Source organism: Nocardia sp. SYP-A9097 (genome assembly GCF_009649815.1).
Taxonomy (GTDB): domain Bacteria; phylum Actinomycetota; class Actinomycetes; order Mycobacteriales; family Mycobacteriaceae; genus Nocardia.
On sequence record NZ_WJIC01000007.1, the window covers coordinates 282,314 to 298,009 of the forward strand.

Below are 15,696 nucleotides of genomic sequence, written 5' to 3' on the forward strand. Positions count from 1 at the left end.
GGGATGGAGTGGGTCGTCGCGATTCTCGATCCGATTACCGTCGGGCTCAGGCTGCGGCGCGGAATCCGGTGGGGCTCATGCCCTTATGGCGTTTGAAGGCCGCGCTGAAGCCGAAGGCATCGGCGTAGCCGAGAGATTTCGCGATCTGGGCGACGGTGAGATCGGTTGTGGCGAGCAGTTCTTCGGCCTCGTCCATGCGGAATTCGGTGAGGTAGGTCAGGGGCGGGGTGCCCATGATCGCCGCGAAACGCTTGGCGAACAAGGCTCGGGAGACGCCCGCCTGCGAGGCGAGCGATGCCACGGTCCACGGTACGCCCGGGCGGGTGTGGATCGCCTGTAATGCGGGCGCGACCAGGGGATCGTTGACGCCGCGATACCAACCGGGCGCATCGGTTCCGGCCTGCTCGAAACCAGCTGCGCAGGGTGCAGACCAGGCCCCAGTCGAGTAGGCGGTCCATCATGGCCTGCGAACCCGCGCTCTGGCCGACGGCCTCGGCGGCGGCCGCCTCCATCCACGGGCACATATCCGTATCGTCGCTGACGACCAGGACCGGTGGTAGTGCGCGGACCAGGCGTTCATGGCGGCGGGCGGAAGTCTGGTACGCGCCTACCACCAGCGCGGTCGCCTGATCGGATTCGGAGTTCCAGGCGATTCCGCTCAAATCCGCTGCATCGCAATCGGGTTCGGTGAAGCAGGCGATCTCGTAGTCGGTGTGCGGTACCCCCACGGACCCGGGTTGATCGGCGAAGTGGAAGGGTTCCGGACCGCGAATAATGGCGGTGTCATTGGTGACCAGCGATGTGCGGGTCCCATCCGCCAGGACGAGCGTGCCACCGCCGCGCAGCACGGTGACCATGGTCATGGGGGCGCAATCGGCGAAGCGGATGGCCCAGGGCGCGGCCAGCACCGCATGCGTAACGACCGATCCTTCGGCGCGAATACCGCCCAGCAGCTGACTCAGAGGGTCCACGGCTCGACTGTAGACGAATTCCTATCCACTGGAGGGTTCCGGCTATGGATCGTCTATCCGATCACGGGTGTACTGGAGACACAGCGCAAGCACCACACTTCAGGAGGAATTCCCTTGTCGCACAACGATACCCGGCGGCCGACCGCACTGGTCGTGGTCTCACATCACCGCACCGACTCGCTCACCGCGCACATCGCGCGCCGCACGGTCGCGCAGCTGGAAGCCACCGGGCACCGCGTCGACCTGCTCGACCTGCATGCGGAGGGCTTCGACCCGCGCATGAATGTCGCGGATCAACCCGACTGGAACGACCGCGAGAAGCCCTACTCCCCCGAGGTCGAAGACCATATGCGCCGGGTCCTGGCCGCCGACCTCATCATCACGGTCTTCCCCATCTACTGGGCCTACGTCCCCGCCCTGCTCAAAGGCTGGATCGACCGCGTCTGGAACTACGGTTTCGCCTACGGCCGCAGCAAATCCCGCCTCGCGGGCAAACGCATGCTCTGGATCGGCCTGGCCGGCGCGACCGCCGACGACGCCATCATCCCCGCCATCCACACCATGCTCGACACCCAACTCAGCGGCGGCATCGCCTACTACTGCGGCCTCTCGGACTCGAAGATCGCAGTCCTGCCCGACGCCGAAGAACGCCCCCAGCGCCTCGACTCCGCGGGCAACCTCGAAATCGGCGAAGCCATCTCGGGCGCGGCCCGCGACACCCACTACGCCGACTTCGAACGCAAGGTCGCCGACCACATCACGAATTTCCTTGCCGCAGACCGCATCCCAGCCTGACGCACCCGGGCCGAGCGAAACCCGCCACCCCATCCGTCCAGGTCCACCCGCCCTCGTCATCCCGGCGCGTTTTTGGCCGGGATCCACCCCTTCAGCGAGGTCCCGGCCAAAAGCATGCCGGGATGACGAGGTGGGGCGGGATGAAGATGGCTGGTGGGCGGCTTGGGGTTACTTGGCGATCCCGGTCCAAGGGCTGCCGGTGATGAGTTCGTAAGCCTGCATGTACTTCTGGCGGGTCACGTCGATGACCTCGGCCGGAATCTCGGGGCCGGGGTACTCCCTGTTCCAGCCGGTGCCGGTGGACCAGTCGCGCACGTACTGCTTGTCGAAGGAGGCTTGCGGGCGGCCGGGGGCGTAGTCGTCGGCGGGCCAGAAGCGGGAGGAGTCCGAGGTGAGGACCTCGTCGCCGAGGGTGAGAACGTCTCCGTCCCAACCGAATTCGACCTTGGTGTCGGCGATGATCACACCGCGGGCGGCGGCGTGCTCGGCCCCGCGCGAGTAGATCTCCAGGGTCAGGTCGCGGAGCTTGTTCGCGACCTCCGCGCCCTCCTGGTTGATCACATCGGCGAACGAGATGGGCTCGTCATGCCCCTCATCGGCCTTGGTGCTGGGCGTGAAGAGCGGCTCGGGCAGCTTGTCGCCGTCCACCAGCCCGGGCGGCAACGCGATTCCGGAAACCGTTCCGCTGCGCTTGTACTCGGCCAGCCCGCCGCCGGTGAGGTAACCGCGCGCGACGCATTCGACCTTCAGCATCTTCAGCGGCTTGACCCGCACCCCGCGCCCGGCGAACTCCGCGGGCACATCGGTGGTGGAGAGAATGTGATTGGGAATGCCGTCGAAGAACCCGAACCACCAGTTCGACAACTGGGTGAGCATGGCCCCCTTGTCCGGAATCGGGGTGGGCAGCACCACATCGAAGACCGACACCCGGTCGGATGCGACCAGGATCAGCGAGTCGCCATCCTCGTACAGGTCGCGCACCTTACCGGCGTGAATGTGCTTCAACTTCTCCTCCTCGGACTGGGATCGCTGCCGGTGCACACCCTACCGACGTGCCGATTCGGGTCGGCACCCCGCCATATCCAGCAGCGAACCGACGGGTGGACATGGCATTGTTGGCACCGTCGCATCCCAACACGGCACAGAGTTCCGAGAGCGAAGGAGCACCCTTGTCCGCACCGAATCTCACCCGCGAGCAGGCGATCGAACGCGCCGCAACGGTCCAGGTGGAGAACTACCGCGTCGAATTGGACCTGACCGGACAGCCCACCAGTGCCGAAGCGGCGACCAATGACCTGTTCTTCTCGCGCTCCACGGTGACATTCACGGCGACACCGGGCGCGCGGACTTTTATCGACTTCGTGGGCGCGGGGCTGCGCTCGGCCGTGCTGAACGGTGTCGCGCTGGATGTGAGCGATTACGACGAGTCACAGGGCCTGGTCCTGCCCGATCTGGCCGCGAGCAATGAACTGGTCGTCGAGGCCGACGCCGAGTACTCGCACACCGGTGAGGGTCTGCACCGTTTCGTCGATCCCACCGACGACAAGGTGTACCTGTACTCGCAGTTCGAAACCGCCGATGCCAAGCGCATGTTCGCCTGCTTCGACCAGCCCGACCTCAAGGCCAGTTACGACGTGATCGTGACCGCGCCGCAGGATTGGGAGGTCATCTCCAACGGCGCGGTGGCCGGCAGCCGCAAGATCGGCGCGGTGCTGGAGCACACCTTCGCCACCACCCCGCGCATGAGCACCTACCTGGTCGCGCTGATCGCCGGTCCGTACGCCAAGTGGACCGACAGCTTCGCCGACTCGCACGGTGAGATCCCGCTCGGCATCTACTGCCGCGCCTCGCTCGCCGAATATATGGACGCCGAACGGCTTTTCACCGAAACCAAGCAGGGCTTCGGCTTCTATCACACCAATTTCGGTGTGCCGTATGCCTTCGGCAAGTACGACCAGCTGTTCGTCCCCGAATTCAACGCGGGCGCAATGGAAAACGCGGGCGCGGTCACCTTCCTGGAAGATTATGTGTTCCGCTCCAAGGTGACTCGTGCCTCCTATGAGCGCCGCTGCGAGACCGTGCTGCACGAGATGGCGCACATGTGGTTCGGCGACCTGGTCACCATGAAGTGGTGGGACGACCTGTGGTTGAACGAATCCTTCGCCACCTTCGCCTCCGTGCTCTGCCAGGTCGGCGCGACCGAATACACCAATGCCTGGACCACTTTCGCGAATGTGGAGAAGTCCTGGGCGTACCGGCAGGATCAGCTGCCGTCCACGCATCCGATTGCCGCGGACATCCCGGACCTGCACGCGGTCGAGGTGAACTTCGACGGAATCACCTATGCCAAGGGCGCTTCCGTACTTAAGCAACTGGTGGCGTACGTCGGACAGGAGCCGTTCCTGGCGGGCCTGCGCGACTACTTCACCGAACATGCCTACGGCAACGCCACTTTCGATGATCTGGTGGGCGCGCTGGAGAAGGCATCCGGGCGCGATCTCTCGGATTGGGGTGCGCAGTGGCTCAAGACCACCGGCTTGAATATCCTGCGGCCGGAGTTCACCGTCGACGCCGACGGCAAGTACAGCTCGTTCACCGTCATCCAGGACGGTGCGGAGCCCGGCGCGGGTGAGCGTCGCACGCATCGCCTGGCCATCGGCGTCTATGCCGATCAGAACGGAAAGCTGGTGCGTACCAAGCGCATCGAGCTCGATATCGATCCGGCCGAGCGCACCGAGGTGCCGGAGCTGATCGGTGTCGCCCAGGGCAAACTGGTGCTGGTCAATGACGACGACCTCACCTACTGCTCGGTGCGCCTGGACTCCGGATCGCTGGAGACCGTCGTCGATCGCATTGCCGATATCGCCGAACCGCTCCCCCGCACGCTGGCCTGGTCGGCCGCCTGGGAAATGACCCGGCAGGCGGAGATGCGGGCCCGCGACTTCGTCGCCCTGGTACAGCGCGGCATCGGCGCGGAGACCGAAATCGGTGTGGTGCAACGCCTTCTGATGCAGGCGCACACCGCCATCTCCTCCTACGCGGACCCGAACTGGGCCACCGAAACCGGCTGGGGCGAGTTCGCCGACCGCCTGCTCTCGCTGGCTCGTGCCGCCGAACCCGGCTCGGACTATCAGCTGGCGTTCGTCAACGCGCTCACCGGAGCGCACCTGTCGGTCCGCCACATCGAGGCGCTGCGCCAGGTCCTCGAAGGCGATCCGGCGGCCGCCCTCCCCGGTCTGGAGGTCGACACCGACCTGCGCTGGCGGCTCATCCAGGCCCTCGCCGCCGCCGGTGACCTGGACAACGACGGCATCGAAACCCCCGCCATCGACGCCGAATTGGGTCGCGACGACACCGCCGCCGGTCGCCGCCAAGCCGCCGCCGCGGCCACGGCCCGCCCGCAGATCCCGGTCAAGGCCAAAGCGTGGGCCACGGTCATGGAAGACGACGCGCTCCCCAATATCACCGCCCGCGCGATCGTCGCCGGCTTCGCCCCGGTAGGCCAGGCCGGCCTGCTCACCCCCTACGTCGAACGCTACTTCGCCGAAATCCCGTCCGTCTGGGACCGCCGCTCCAGCGAAGTAGCCCAAACCGTAGTGGTCGGCCTCTACCCCCACTGGGCCATCACCGAAGAAGCAGTCGCGGTAGCCGACAAATTCCTCTCCAACGACCACCCCCCGGCCCTGCGCCGCCTGGTCGTGGAAGGCAAAGCAGGCATCGAACGCTCCCTCCGAGCCCGAGCCTTCGACCGCGCGTAACCCCCACTCCCGCAGCCCCTTTCGTCTTCGCGCGAGAGGGGCTGCGGGCGATTTACTCACTCATTCCGAATGGCGTGGCGCTGTTCCCACAGCTTGGCCTCGGCGAAAGCCTCATGCACGTCGTATGCCGAAATATGCACTCGCATAGACTCCGCCGGCTGCGTCAGCGGGGACCGCCATTGTCGGCAGCCCGGTCAGCGGGTTCGGCAGTGGAGTGCCGGGTATCGGATGGTCGGTCACTTCTATATCTCCACGTTCTCTCTGGGTTGTTGTGCGGATATGGTTGCGGCACAGCCGGTTCGGCCGCAGAATCGCGGCGTGAGATCGGCGGGCTCGGTGCGGAGAGCACAGTGGGGGTTGGCGGCTTTCGCCTGCGCGGTATTGCTCGTGTGGGTCGGTCTGCTGGTGCAGGATCGGTGGTTCGATCCCCAGCGGCCGCTCGCGGATGTGCCGGAAGCCCTGACCTTCACCGGTGTTGTCACCGGAGAGTTGAATCTCGGTGTCAACGTGCACGATTCAGAGGTCTCACTCCCGCCCCTACTGGCGACGCAGTGCGCCGGTTCGAGCAGCAATTCGGTCAGCATCGTGGGCAGCGTGGGCACGCACAAGGTCGTTCTGGAGATCGTGATCCCCCCGGATGAGGGAGCGCCGAGGTCACGGCAACTCGCTGTCACCAACGCGCGCCTGTATGTTCCCGGCGGCCAGGAGTCCATGGGCCGAGTCATGCGATATCTTCCCGGCCAGCACACCGATCCACCGGGAACCATCACCGTCGATGCGGACCGGCAGACCGGGACAATGGATGCTTGGTTCGCCCAAAACACCACGGCGGCGGGCGAACAGGAACCCGCGACGCATGTCGTCGGCCGCTGGCGCTGCCGCTGACCGTCATCTCACCGAAGCCCGAGCATAGCCGCCGAGACATGCCAGACCGGGTTCGGCGACCAACACCGAAACAGGCTGGGCGGGAGCGCGCGGTGCGCTGCTGTGGGCGGATCTGCCGTGGGCAGCGGGAGCGGAAATATCGGTGCGGTGTGCGGCACGGTGGACGTATGGCACAGGATGAGAAGACGCCGATGTTCAACTGGCGCACACGGGAACAGCTGTTCGGGAAGCGGATTCTGGTGCTCGACGGGGGGCTGGACGACGACAATGGGGCGCTGCTGATGACGCAGTTGCTGCAATTGGCGGCGGAGGATCCCGAGACGGGGATTTCGCTGTGGATTCACTCGCCGGGCGGGTCGGTGCCCGCCATGCTCGCGATTCGGGATGTGATGCGGCTGGTGCCGTGCGATGTGTCCACGCTGGCACTCGGATTGGCTTGCAGTGCAGGACAATTCCTGCTGTCTTCGGGGACGCCGGGAAAGCGGTTCGCGCTGCCGCACGCGCGGATCCTCATGCATCAGGGGTCGGCGGGTATCGGGGGCAGTGCGGTCGAGGTGGAGGTGCAGGCCGACGATCTGCGCTACACCGTGCAGACCGTGCTCGGCCTGATCGCCCAGGACACCGGGCAACCGTTCGACCAGGTCTACGAGGATTCGCTGCATGATCGCTGGTTCACCGCGACGCAGGCGAAGGAGTACGGGTTCATCGACGGGATAGTCGAATCCTTCTGGCAGATCGTCCCGCAACGACAGAAGATGGGGATCTCGGCATGACCAGCTACACCATTCCCAATGTGATTGCCCAGCATCCGCGCGGCGAACGCATCATGGACGTCTACTCGCATCTGCTGGCGGAGCGCATCGTATATTTGGGCACGCCAATCGATTCCGGCGTAGCCAACGCGCTCATCGCGCAACTGCTGCACCTGGATGCCGACAGCCCGGGCCAGGAGATCAGCCTCTACATCAATTGCGAGGGCGGCGACCTGTCCGCCATGCTCGCCGTCTACGACACCATGCAGCACATCTCATCCCCGGTGGCGACCACCTGTGTGGGCCAGGCCATCGCGGTAGGCGCGGTCCTCCTGGCAGGCGGCGCGAAAGGCCGCCGCACCATGCTCCCGCACGCCCGAGTGGTCCTGCACCAACCCGCCATCAGCGGCCGAGGCACCATCCCCGACCTCATAATCCAAGCCGACGAGGTAGTCCGCCTCCGCGCCGAAGTGGAGGCCATCCTCTCCGAACACACCGCCCAACCCCTCGAAGCCCTCCGCCGAGACACCGACCGCGACCGAGTCCTCACCGCCCGAGCGGCACTCGACTACGGCCTGGTAGACCAAATCCTCGGCCCCCGAGACTGATTCAGCACCGCCCGGCGAACGGCGAGTGTGCACGCATGGCGGCAACAACAGCGTGTCGCCCGCCCTGCGTGCACACTCGCGGACGTGCGCACGGGAGCATGGCGGCCAACTCCGCTCGGCAGCTCGGCGCCCCCTACCGACTATCGGACTATTGGCCGGCATGCGCATGGGAGCTCGGCGGCCACTCTGCTCGGCAGCCCGGCCTACCTCGGCTTTGACAGTTTCAGGCGGCCAACATAACCGGGCCGTTGAAGACCTGGGCGGTGGGGCGGGTGATCGAAGCCAGGCGCTGGCGGCGGAGTTCGGTGGCGACCTGTTCGGTGAGGCCGATCAGGTCGGTGCCGAGCGCACCCGCCAGGGCGGCGATCATCTCGCTGGATGGTTCCTTGCGCCCGCGCTCCACCTCGGAGAGGTACTGCGGCGAAATCCCGGCTCGCCCAGCGGTTTCCACCAGTTTCTCGCCCTGCTCCTGCCGCAGCGCCCGCAACTGAGCGCCGAGCGCCTCCCGCCACAGCGGCTCACGAACCGGGCGCAGGGCGCGCGGACGCTCACCGAGACCTCGGCGGCCGCGGGATTCCGGGAGGCGATCACTCCGGGCGGAGCTGTTCAGGGTCTGGTCGCCCGGCCGCGAATCGCGCGGCCCGGGGACCGTCTGCGGCCGTTGGGTTTCGGCCCGCTCGGCGAGTCCGCCGGGGATGGAGTGGAGTCGCGGCTGCTCGGACATGGTCCGAGCGTAAGACTGCGGGCCGGCCCGGCGCGCTCCGTTCTGCTCAGAGCAGATTTCGCCCGCCACGATCTCTCGCGGTCGTGGCGGGCGAAGAACGGCGCACCCCTTCCCTCTGCGCGCACCCGGTCGAGAAGCGGGGGCGCGGAGATGGAAGGGGTGCGGGGGTGTCCCCGGCGCCGCAGATTCGCGGCGCCGGTGTGGAGATCAGACCCGGCCGATAGCGGCGGCCATGACGCGCACCGCGGAGACCAGGCCGTCGATGAGCTCGCCCTGACGGAAGGAGCTCAGCGCGGCGGTGGCGCCGAGCTGGCAGACCCGATCGTTGGCGCGCTCGGCGACCTCACGGCCGGAGCGGACCTCGACGGCCTTGGCATTGGGGTCGACGGCGATGAGCACCGAGCGGGCCGAGTCCGGCGTACCGGGGAAGACCGCGTCGGCACCGGAGCCGGCGTCCGCGCCCAGGTCACCGATGAAAATGTTGAACCGCACCTTGGTGGCCCGGGTCGCATCGGTGAGCGCGTTGTCCATGAGCAGCCGCTCATGATCGGTGAACGGCACTTCGCTGAAAACGAAGCCCGCCTCATGCACGCCGGAGACGCGTCCACTGACGGTGACCGCGTAGCCGTGAGGTAGCTCGGCCTCGTTCACCGCAGGCCAATTAGAACTTGCCACTTGCCCGGCCTCCGATCAGGTCCGCCGCGGCGGATTCGATAGCAGCATGGTTGCCATGCGATGACTCGGCATTGTCGTGGTGACCGGAACCGGTCACCTCGTCCGTCGCGCTCCACAGCACCGGAGGCTGGGTCCACTTCGCGCCGAGCTCGAAGTGGTCCGGCTTCTTGCCGGGCAGCGGCTTACCGAGGAACGACAAACCGGCGATCACCAAATAGATCGCAAGCGGGATGCCGACGTAGATCAGCACTGTCTGGAGAATGCTCACAGCCCAACGGTAATCGATGCCCGGATCGTCACCGCCGACCGGTGAGCGTGCGCGCGCACGTGTCGTCGCGATCTCGCTCAAACAAGCCAGGCCGTAGCGTTTGCCGGAAGTTTTCTGGCGCTAATCGGAGCGCTCGCCAACAACACTTCACCCGCGGGCAGGGTTATCACCGCATTGGTGGCATTGAGCACACACAGCAGCCCACCGTCGCGCCGAAATGCCAGACAGCCCGGTGGACTTCCGTACCACTCCAACCCCGGCCCGCCGAATTCCGGTCGCACCGCACGCAATTCGATGGCCATCCGATACAGCGACAGCATGGAGTCCAAGCGCTCCAACTGTTTCTCCACCGTCACCGCCGACCACGACGCGGGCACGGGGAGCCACGACGCACCGCTGGTGAACGCGAACGGCGGCTGCTCCCCCTCCCACGGCAATGGCACCCGGCACCCGTCCCGTCCGCGCTCGGTATACCCCGAGCGAACCCAGGTCGGATCCTGTAGCACCGCCTCCGGCAGATCATCCACATTGGGCAGACCCAATTCCGCACCGTTGTAAATGAATACGCTGCCCGGCAGCGCCAACTCCAGCATGATCATGGCCCGCGCCCGCGCCTGCCCCACCGCGCCACCGCCGTACCGGGTGACCTCGCGCTCCACATCATGATTGGAGAGCGTCCAGGTCGCACTCGCACCCACCGCCGCGACCGCGTGCAGCGAATTGTCCACGGCGTCACGGATTCTGTCCGGATGGAACGGCGTCTCGGCTAATCGAAAGTTGAATGCCAGATGTAGCTCGTCCGGGCGCACGTAATCGCCGAACCGAGTGTTGTCGTCGACCCACACTTCGCCGATGGCAACCGCATTCGGGAACTCGTCCATGAGTTTGCGCAACCGGCGATGGATTTCGTGCACGCCGGGATTGTTGAAGCGCGGATCATTGTCGTCGTGCACTACCAAATGGGAGTCGTCGACGGGCCGCTGCTGAAGCTCCATATCCGGTAGACCAGCGGGTTTGGCCATTCCATGCGCGACATCGATACGGAATCCGTCGATTCCGCGCTGCAACCAGAACCGCACGGTGTGCTCGAAATCCTGTGCCACCTCCGGGTTATCCCAGTTCAGGTCCGGCTGTTCGGGCGCGAAGATATGCAGATACCACTGACCGGGCCTGCCATCGGCCTCGGTGACACGCGTCCAGGCCGGGCCACCGAAAATACTCGGCCAATTATTCGGCGGCACACCGCCATCCGGGCCACGACCGTCCCGGAACCAATAGCGGGCGCGCTCCGGACTGCCCGGCGCCGCAGCCAGCGCGGCCCGAAACCACCGATGCTGATCACTGGTGTGATTGGGCACCAGATCCATGGTGACCCGCATCTCCCGGTCATGCGCCTCGTCGATCAGATCGTCCAGGGCGCGCAGACCACCGAACAGCGGATCGATATCGCGCGGATCGGCCACGTCGTAACCGCCGTCCGCCATGGGTGAGCGCATGACCGGGCAGATCCACAGCGCATCCACCCCCAGCAGCTCCAAATAGCCGAGCTTGTCACGCAATCCGCGCAGGTCACCCACACCGTCGCCATCGGAGTCCGCGAAGGAACGGGGGTACACCTGATAGAAGACTGCGGATCGCCACCACGGCGCCGGCGCGGGCACGAAACCCGGTGCGACGAAGGGCACAGCGGCGGAGTTCTCGGTCACAGCGGTAATGGTGCCAAAGCCTGCCGACACTCGAGGGCACGACGCCGACACTTGTCCAGATTCAGCAAATGATCAGCGGATGCGCTGCGGAACCGGAAACGCTCTGCGGGCCTACAACTTCTGCGCCACGAATTCAGATCGGCGAGTTCATGAGCGAATTGGCGGCCATCTCGAAGTAGTCGAGCAGCTGCTTGCGATGCGCGTCGTCCAGCAGCGCGGGTTCGATCTCGGCGACCGCGATGTGCATGGCGCGCAACCAGGCATCCCGCTCGATCGGGCCGACCTTGAACGGGTGGTGCCGCATCCGCAACCGCGGGTGCCCGCGCTCTTCACCGTAGGTGCGCGGCCCACCCCAGTACTGCTCCAGGAACATCCGCAACCGGCGCTCGGCCGGACCGAGGTCCTCCTCCGGGTACAGCGGGCGCAACACCTCATCACCCGCCACCTCCCGATAGAAGGCGGCAACGATCCGCTCGAAGGTCTCCGCCCCACCCACGGCTTGATAGAAGGAGGTCGCTGTCTGCTCGCCGGTGCTCACGGTGTCTATTTTGCCTCCGCTTCGCTCCGGCGGGGTCCGCGGCCCCTAAGTCCCGCTTCTTCCCTCCCTCCGCTCCTCCGCTTCGCTCCCCCGCTCCACTCAGTCCAGAAACGGGACGGCCGCGGACCTGCGAGGTGGACCTCTCGAGGCTGTTCCCGTGGGTGTTTCATACCGTCATGCGTCGTTCATCCGTTTGTGCCCGACAATGTGCGAAATCACCGTGCAATGTGCGGCGTTCCATGGTCAACTGGGTGGCAGTCTGCCGAATACCACATCATCGGACGAGTACGAATTCGGGGTATTGCCCATGAAGCAGCGGCACGGCGCCCGGCACGAGGCGCGCACGCACCGACAACTCCAGCCCGCCGACGTCCACAATCGTGGGTCGGGGGCTACTCCGCTGCACATCTTGTCCGAACATTCCCATCCGGATGCGCATCATGATCATTCCGCGCATCGCCCGGCCGATGTCCTTCCCGGCCTGAGCTGGTCGAAGAGTCGCGTTCTGCTCTTGAACGCCACCTACGAGCCCCTCACCGCGCTCTCCGCGCGCCGCGCTGTCGTACTGCTCATCTGCGATAAGGCGCATACCGTTCACGACAATCCCGAAGGCCCGGTTGTGCACTCCGCCGGCACCTCGGTGGCGCTCCCCTCGGTGATCCGGCTACGCACGTATGTGCATGTGCCGTATCGCGCCCGCGTTCCCATGACCCGCGCCGCTCTCATGCATCGCGACCGCTATCGCTGCGCGTACTGCGGCGGCAAGGCCGAAACCATCGATCACGTGATCCCGCGCAGCCGCGGTGGCGCGCACACCTGGGAGAACTGCGTAGCCTCCTGCGCTCCCTGTAACCATCGCAAAGCAGACAAAATGCTCAGCGAATTGGGCTGGACCATGCACCATCAGATGGTGGCGCCCAAGGGCCCACACTGGCGACTACTCACCGCCAGTTCGGAGTTGGATCCGACCTGGCTGCAGTACCTCGGCGAAGGCGCGGCCTGAATCCCGCGAACCCGCCCTGATCAATCCCCGGTCGGCAGACCGGCGTCGGCGGCGAGTCTGCCGAGCACACGCAGGAACGCACCGCGCTCGGCGGCCGTCAGTCCGGCGGTCAACTCTTCATCGAGCGTGCGCGCGGCGGTGGTGCAGTCCCGCAGCAACTCCCGGCCACGGTCGGTGAGCGTGAGCACCTGACGGCGACGGTCCGCGGGATCGCGCAGTCGCTCGATCGCGCCGAGACGCTCCAGATGGTCGGCCAGCGCCACGACCAGACTCGGTGCGACCCCCAGCCGTAGCGCCAATTCCTGTTGTGACGCAACCTGTTCCAGGCTCAAGGCCGTCAGCAGACCCGCGTGTTTGGGCTTGAGGTCGTATGCGGCGATGCGCGCGGCGAACCGGTCCGCGACCGCCGAGCCGAGGGTGCCGAGCCGGAAGGACAGCGTCGACGGGAGTCCCGCGGGGTTCTTGACTTCGTTCACGGTGCAGATGATACTTCTGCCATAACCATTCAGACAGTGAATGATTTATGGAGAGAATGATATGGATACCTATACGGCCATCGCCCTGGCCAATGCCGTCGTCGCGGTGATCTCGGGAGCCTCCAGCGTGGCGGGCATGGTCCGGCCGGCGCTCGCGGTACCGGGCGGCGGCACCGTCAACGAGGGAACGACGTTCTTCGCCTACGGATATGGGGCTCGCGCGGTACCGCTGAGCCTGGTCCTGCTGACACTGCTGGCGGTCGACGCGCGCGGCGGACTGGCCCCGATTCTCGTGGTCGCCGGATTGGCGCAGATCGGCGACGGCATTATCGGCGCGAGCCGGCGCAATTGGCCGATGGCGGCCACCTGCGCCGTACTGGCGGCCGTTCATCTGGGTTCGGCGTGGTGGCTTGCCACCACATGAAAGCTGTTGGAATACTGAGGAATTCGGCGTTCAGCTGTATTCGCTGACGAGCAGCGCCCAGGTACCGGGTTCGAGTGCCTCGAAGACGTGCGGCGAATCGCCGGGGTAGCAGATGTAGTCGCCGGGATGCAGTTCCACCGGGGCGTCGGCGGGGCCGACCTTGGCCCGGCCACCGCCCAGCACAATATGTTCGACCACGCCGTGGCTGTGCGGGTCGGAGTCACGAGAGTGACCGGGTTCGGCGGTAATGCGGTAGATGTCCCGGCGCGCGGTGGGCGGCGAGGCCGCGAGCAGCGTCGTCCGATACTCCGACTGGGATGAGGCGAGCATCGCACCCTCGCCCGCGCGGATCACCTGGACCATCGGCCGCGGCGGATCCAGCAGGCGCGAGAACGGAATATCCAGGGCGACGCAGAGTGCCCACAGCGTTTCGATGCTGGGATTCCCGGAGCCCGACTCCAGTTGCGAGAGTGTGGATTTCGCGATTCCCGCCTTACGCGCGACCTCGGTCAGCGAGAGCCCGGCGCGGGCGCGCTCGCGGCGCAGGGCGGCGGCGATGGCCTCCTGCGGTGACGCGGACGAAGGACTGTCGGACTGGGTCATATCGGGTTCACACAGTACCCGGCGCGAGCTTTCGACTACGACCACGCGGCCGATCGCAGACCAGCGGCGAGAAGGCCGCCTCGCAGCGAGCGATTCATGACGGGCGCGAACCGGCGATGGCCATGACGCGGCGGGCGGAATCGTGCTACCGATCGACGGGAAGCCCGCCGCCGCAATGCCCGTCGTCCCGGCAGGCTTTCGGCCGGGATCCACGTCACAGCGGAATGACCTGGCCGCGACGCGAGCTGTTGAAGTAGCGGCGGGGTTACCAAGGCTGCGACTGTGGAGTTTTGCGGCATGGCGATATGGCCGGTTGGCTGCGGACGGGGTCTTTGACTTACCGAGCGGGATGCGTTCAATATAGACGGCATGCGTTCGATATGGCGAACACTCGATCGGAGTGTAGTGACGGGGATTGCGGCGATCTGCCTGGCAGTCGCCATGATCGGCGTCTCCTACGGGGCGACGGCGGTCACCTCCGGATTCCCCACCTGGCTGCCCATGCTGATGAGCGTGGCCGTGGTCGCGGGCGGGTCCGAGTTCGTCTTCCTCGGCATTCTCACCGCGGGCGGCAGCCTCGTCGCGGCGGTGCTGGCGGGTTTGCTGGTCAATGCCCGGCACCTGCCCTACGGCCTGTCCGTGCCGGATGTGGTCGGCACCGGGTGGCGGCGACTGCTCGGCACGCACGTCATGAACGACGAATCGGTCGCCATGGCCCTGGCCCAGCCCGATCGTCCCCGCCGGCGCGCCGCCTACTGGCTGTGCGGGCTCGCCGTGCTGGCCGCTTGGCCGCTCGGTGCGGCTATCGGCGCGATCCTCGGGTCGGTTGTCCCGAACCCCAATGCCTTCGGCCTGGATGCGGTTTTCCCGGCGGTCCTGGTCACCCTGGTCCTGCCCGCTCTGCGTGACCCCCTCACGCGCACAGCCGCTCTCGCCGGTGCGGTGGTTGCGGCAATCTCCACACCGTTCCTGGGAGCCGGGTTACCCGTGCTACTCGCGCTCACCGCAGTCCTGCTGGTCGTCCGCCGCGCCGGTTCCGCCGACACCACCAACGAGGATGAGGTCGCGGAAAATGCCGGGTCGGCCACACACGTGGATGACACCGGTCGAGCCGAGAACATCGTTCTGGTCAATGCCGCCGCACAAGTTCAGGCCACCCCATGACGGGCACGCTGCTCGCGGGTGTCATCGCACTTGCCGTGGGCACCTTCGCTTTTCGGTTCGCGGGTCCGGCGCTACGGAGCCGGGTGAAGGTGTCCCCGCGCACGGTGAAACTTCTCGAGGTGTCCTCGGTGGTGCTACTCACCGCCCTGGCCGTCACCACACTCATGCCGTCGGGCGGCGGCCACGCCGGATTGGCACTCCCCGCAGGCGTTCTGGTCGCGGCCGTGCTGGCGTGGCGGCGAGCGCCGCTGCTGGTCGTCATTCTGACGGCGGCGGTCATCACCGCGGGCCTGCGTGTGCTCGGCGTGCACTGACGACAGCGCCACTCACGCTGGACCTTTCACCC

At 66.3% G+C, this 15,696-nt stretch carries 18 protein-coding genes and 1 pseudogene; 9 read left to right on the plus strand and 10 right to left on the minus strand.

Annotated elements, in window-relative coordinates:
- Nucleotides 1-46 precede the first annotated feature (46 nt).
- Both GFY24_RS42955 and GFY24_RS43740 read right to left on the minus strand, forming a co-directional pair.
- Nucleotides 47-301: a helix-turn-helix transcriptional regulator gene (locus tag GFY24_RS42955; protein ID WP_309230973.1), complete on the minus strand. Its 255-nt coding sequence runs from the start codon at nucleotides 299-301 to the stop codon at nucleotides 47-49.
- A gap of 166 nt (nucleotides 302-467) precedes the next feature.
- A pseudogene (locus GFY24_RS43740) lies at nucleotides 468-971 on the minus strand (cupin domain-containing protein); the annotation flags it as partial.
- Between the two features lie 114 nt (nucleotides 972-1,085).
- Here GFY24_RS43740 and GFY24_RS17610 point away from each other — a divergent pair.
- On the plus strand, nucleotides 1,086-1,766 hold the full coding sequence (locus GFY24_RS17610) for an NAD(P)H oxidoreductase (protein ID WP_228566393.1): 681 nt from the start codon (nucleotides 1,086-1,088) through the stop codon (nucleotides 1,764-1,766).
- Nucleotides 1,767-1,934: 168 nt separating this feature from the next.
- Here the strand turns inward: GFY24_RS17610 and GFY24_RS17615 are convergent, their stop codons facing one another.
- Nucleotides 1,935-2,807, minus strand: coding sequence for a phosphoribosylaminoimidazolesuccinocarboxamide synthase (locus GFY24_RS17615; protein ID WP_309230974.1), 873 nt, complete (start codon nucleotides 2,805-2,807; stop codon nucleotides 1,935-1,937).
- Between the two features lie 128 nt (nucleotides 2,808-2,935).
- Here GFY24_RS17615 and pepN point away from each other — a divergent pair, with 128 nt between their 5' ends.
- From pepN to GFY24_RS17635, 4 genes are all read left to right on the plus strand, one after another.
- Nucleotides 2,936-5,524, plus strand: coding sequence for an aminopeptidase N (pepN, locus tag GFY24_RS17620; protein ID WP_153806113.1), 2,589 nt, complete (start codon nucleotides 2,936-2,938; stop codon nucleotides 5,522-5,524).
- 318 nt (nucleotides 5,525-5,842) lie between these two features.
- Entirely contained in the window at nucleotides 5,843-6,409 is a 567-nt protein-coding gene (locus GFY24_RS17625) for a hypothetical protein (protein WP_153806114.1), read from the plus strand.
- A 167-nt stretch (nucleotides 6,410-6,576) separates the two neighbouring features.
- Complete coding sequence (locus GFY24_RS17630; protein WP_153806115.1) at nucleotides 6,577-7,182, plus strand: ClpP family protease; 606 nt, start codon at nucleotides 6,577-6,579, stop codon at nucleotides 7,180-7,182.
- Nucleotides 7,179-7,769: a ClpP family protease gene (locus GFY24_RS17635; RefSeq protein WP_153806116.1), complete on the plus strand. Its 591-nt coding sequence runs from the start codon at nucleotides 7,179-7,181 to the stop codon at nucleotides 7,767-7,769. Before GFY24_RS17630 ends, GFY24_RS17635 begins: the two co-directional genes overlap by 4 nt.
- Nucleotides 7,770-7,992: 223 nt before the next feature.
- Here the strand turns inward: GFY24_RS17635 and GFY24_RS42060 are convergent, their stop codons facing one another.
- From GFY24_RS42060 to GFY24_RS17660, 5 genes are all read right to left on the minus strand, one after another.
- Entirely contained in the window at nucleotides 7,993-8,304 is a 312-nt protein-coding gene (locus GFY24_RS42060) for a helix-turn-helix domain-containing protein (protein WP_228566423.1), read from the minus strand.
- Nucleotides 8,305-8,700: 396 nt separating this feature from the next.
- Nucleotides 8,701-9,168: a DUF5130 domain-containing protein gene (locus GFY24_RS17645; protein WP_309230975.1), complete on the minus strand. Its 468-nt coding sequence runs from the start codon at nucleotides 9,166-9,168 to the stop codon at nucleotides 8,701-8,703.
- Nucleotides 9,155-9,436, minus strand: a complete 282-nt coding sequence (locus GFY24_RS17650; RefSeq protein ID WP_309230976.1) for a hypothetical protein — start codon at nucleotides 9,434-9,436, stop codon at nucleotides 9,155-9,157. Before GFY24_RS17650 ends, GFY24_RS17645 begins: the two co-directional genes overlap by 14 nt.
- A gap of 77 nt (nucleotides 9,437-9,513) precedes the next feature.
- Entirely contained in the window at nucleotides 9,514-11,121 is a 1,608-nt protein-coding gene (locus GFY24_RS17655; protein WP_309231003.1) for a glycoside hydrolase family 13 protein, read from the minus strand.
- A 154-nt stretch (nucleotides 11,122-11,275) separates the two neighbouring features.
- Nucleotides 11,276-11,680 carry a globin gene (locus tag GFY24_RS17660; RefSeq protein WP_309230977.1) on the minus strand — a complete coding sequence of 135 codons (405 nt, stop codon included), beginning with the start codon at nucleotides 11,678-11,680 and terminating at the stop codon, nucleotides 11,276-11,278.
- A 481-nt stretch (nucleotides 11,681-12,161) separates the two neighbouring features.
- Here GFY24_RS17660 and GFY24_RS17665 point away from each other — a divergent pair, with 481 nt between their 5' ends.
- Complete coding sequence (locus GFY24_RS17665; protein ID WP_153806256.1) at nucleotides 12,162-12,683, plus strand: HNH endonuclease; 522 nt, start codon at nucleotides 12,162-12,164, stop codon at nucleotides 12,681-12,683.
- Nucleotides 12,684-12,703: 20 nt separating this feature from the next.
- Here the strand turns inward: GFY24_RS17665 and GFY24_RS17670 are convergent, their stop codons facing one another.
- The gene (locus tag GFY24_RS17670; RefSeq protein ID WP_309230978.1) at nucleotides 12,704-13,159 is read right to left on the minus strand and encodes a MarR family transcriptional regulator; all 456 of its coding nucleotides are present in this window, start codon (nucleotides 13,157-13,159) and stop codon (nucleotides 12,704-12,706) included.
- Between the two features lie 61 nt (nucleotides 13,160-13,220).
- Between GFY24_RS17670 and GFY24_RS17675 the strand changes: the two genes are divergently transcribed.
- A complete protein-coding gene (locus GFY24_RS17675) occupies nucleotides 13,221-13,583 on the plus strand; it encodes a hypothetical protein (protein WP_153806119.1) in 363 nt (120 codons plus the stop codon).
- Nucleotides 13,584-13,613: 30 nt separating this feature from the next.
- Here the strand turns inward: GFY24_RS17675 and GFY24_RS17680 are convergent, their stop codons facing one another.
- The gene (locus GFY24_RS17680; protein WP_153806257.1) at nucleotides 13,614-14,186 is read right to left on the minus strand and encodes a helix-turn-helix domain-containing protein; all 573 of its coding nucleotides are present in this window, start codon (nucleotides 14,184-14,186) and stop codon (nucleotides 13,614-13,616) included.
- Between the two features lie 369 nt (nucleotides 14,187-14,555).
- On the opposite strand from GFY24_RS17680, the gene GFY24_RS17685 reads away from it, so the two are divergent.
- Together GFY24_RS17685 and GFY24_RS17690 are read left to right on the plus strand one after the other, a co-directional pair.
- Complete coding sequence (locus GFY24_RS17685) at nucleotides 14,556-15,350, plus strand: AzlC family ABC transporter permease (RefSeq protein WP_153806120.1); 795 nt, start codon at nucleotides 14,556-14,558, stop codon at nucleotides 15,348-15,350.
- The gene (locus GFY24_RS17690) at nucleotides 15,347-15,664 is read left to right on the plus strand and encodes an AzlD domain-containing protein (RefSeq protein ID WP_153806121.1); all 318 of its coding nucleotides are present in this window, start codon (nucleotides 15,347-15,349) and stop codon (nucleotides 15,662-15,664) included. The genes GFY24_RS17685 and GFY24_RS17690 overlap by 4 nt, the downstream gene beginning before the upstream one ends.
- Nucleotides 15,665-15,696 lie beyond the last annotated feature (32 nt).

Bases quoted from the DNA above. Each gene is read 5' to 3' on its own strand.
- GFY24_RS17685 (WP_153806120.1), top strand. From the start codon at position 14,556: ATGCGTTCGATATGGCGAACACTCGATCGGAGTGTAGTGACGGGGATT.
- GFY24_RS17690 (WP_153806121.1), top strand. From the start codon at position 15,347: ATGACGGGCACGCTGCTCGCGGGTGTCATCGCACTTGCCGTGGGCACC.
- GFY24_RS17680 (WP_153806257.1), bottom strand. From the start codon at position 14,186: ATGACCCAGTCCGACAGTCCTTCGTCCGCGTCACCGCAGGAGGCCATC.
- GFY24_RS17675 (WP_153806119.1), top strand. From the start codon at position 13,221: ATGGATACCTATACGGCCATCGCCCTGGCCAATGCCGTCGTCGCGGTG.
- GFY24_RS17630 (WP_153806115.1), top strand. From the start codon at position 6,577: ATGGCACAGGATGAGAAGACGCCGATGTTCAACTGGCGCACACGGGAA.
- GFY24_RS17635 (WP_153806116.1), top strand. From the start codon at position 7,179: ATGACCAGCTACACCATTCCCAATGTGATTGCCCAGCATCCGCGCGGC.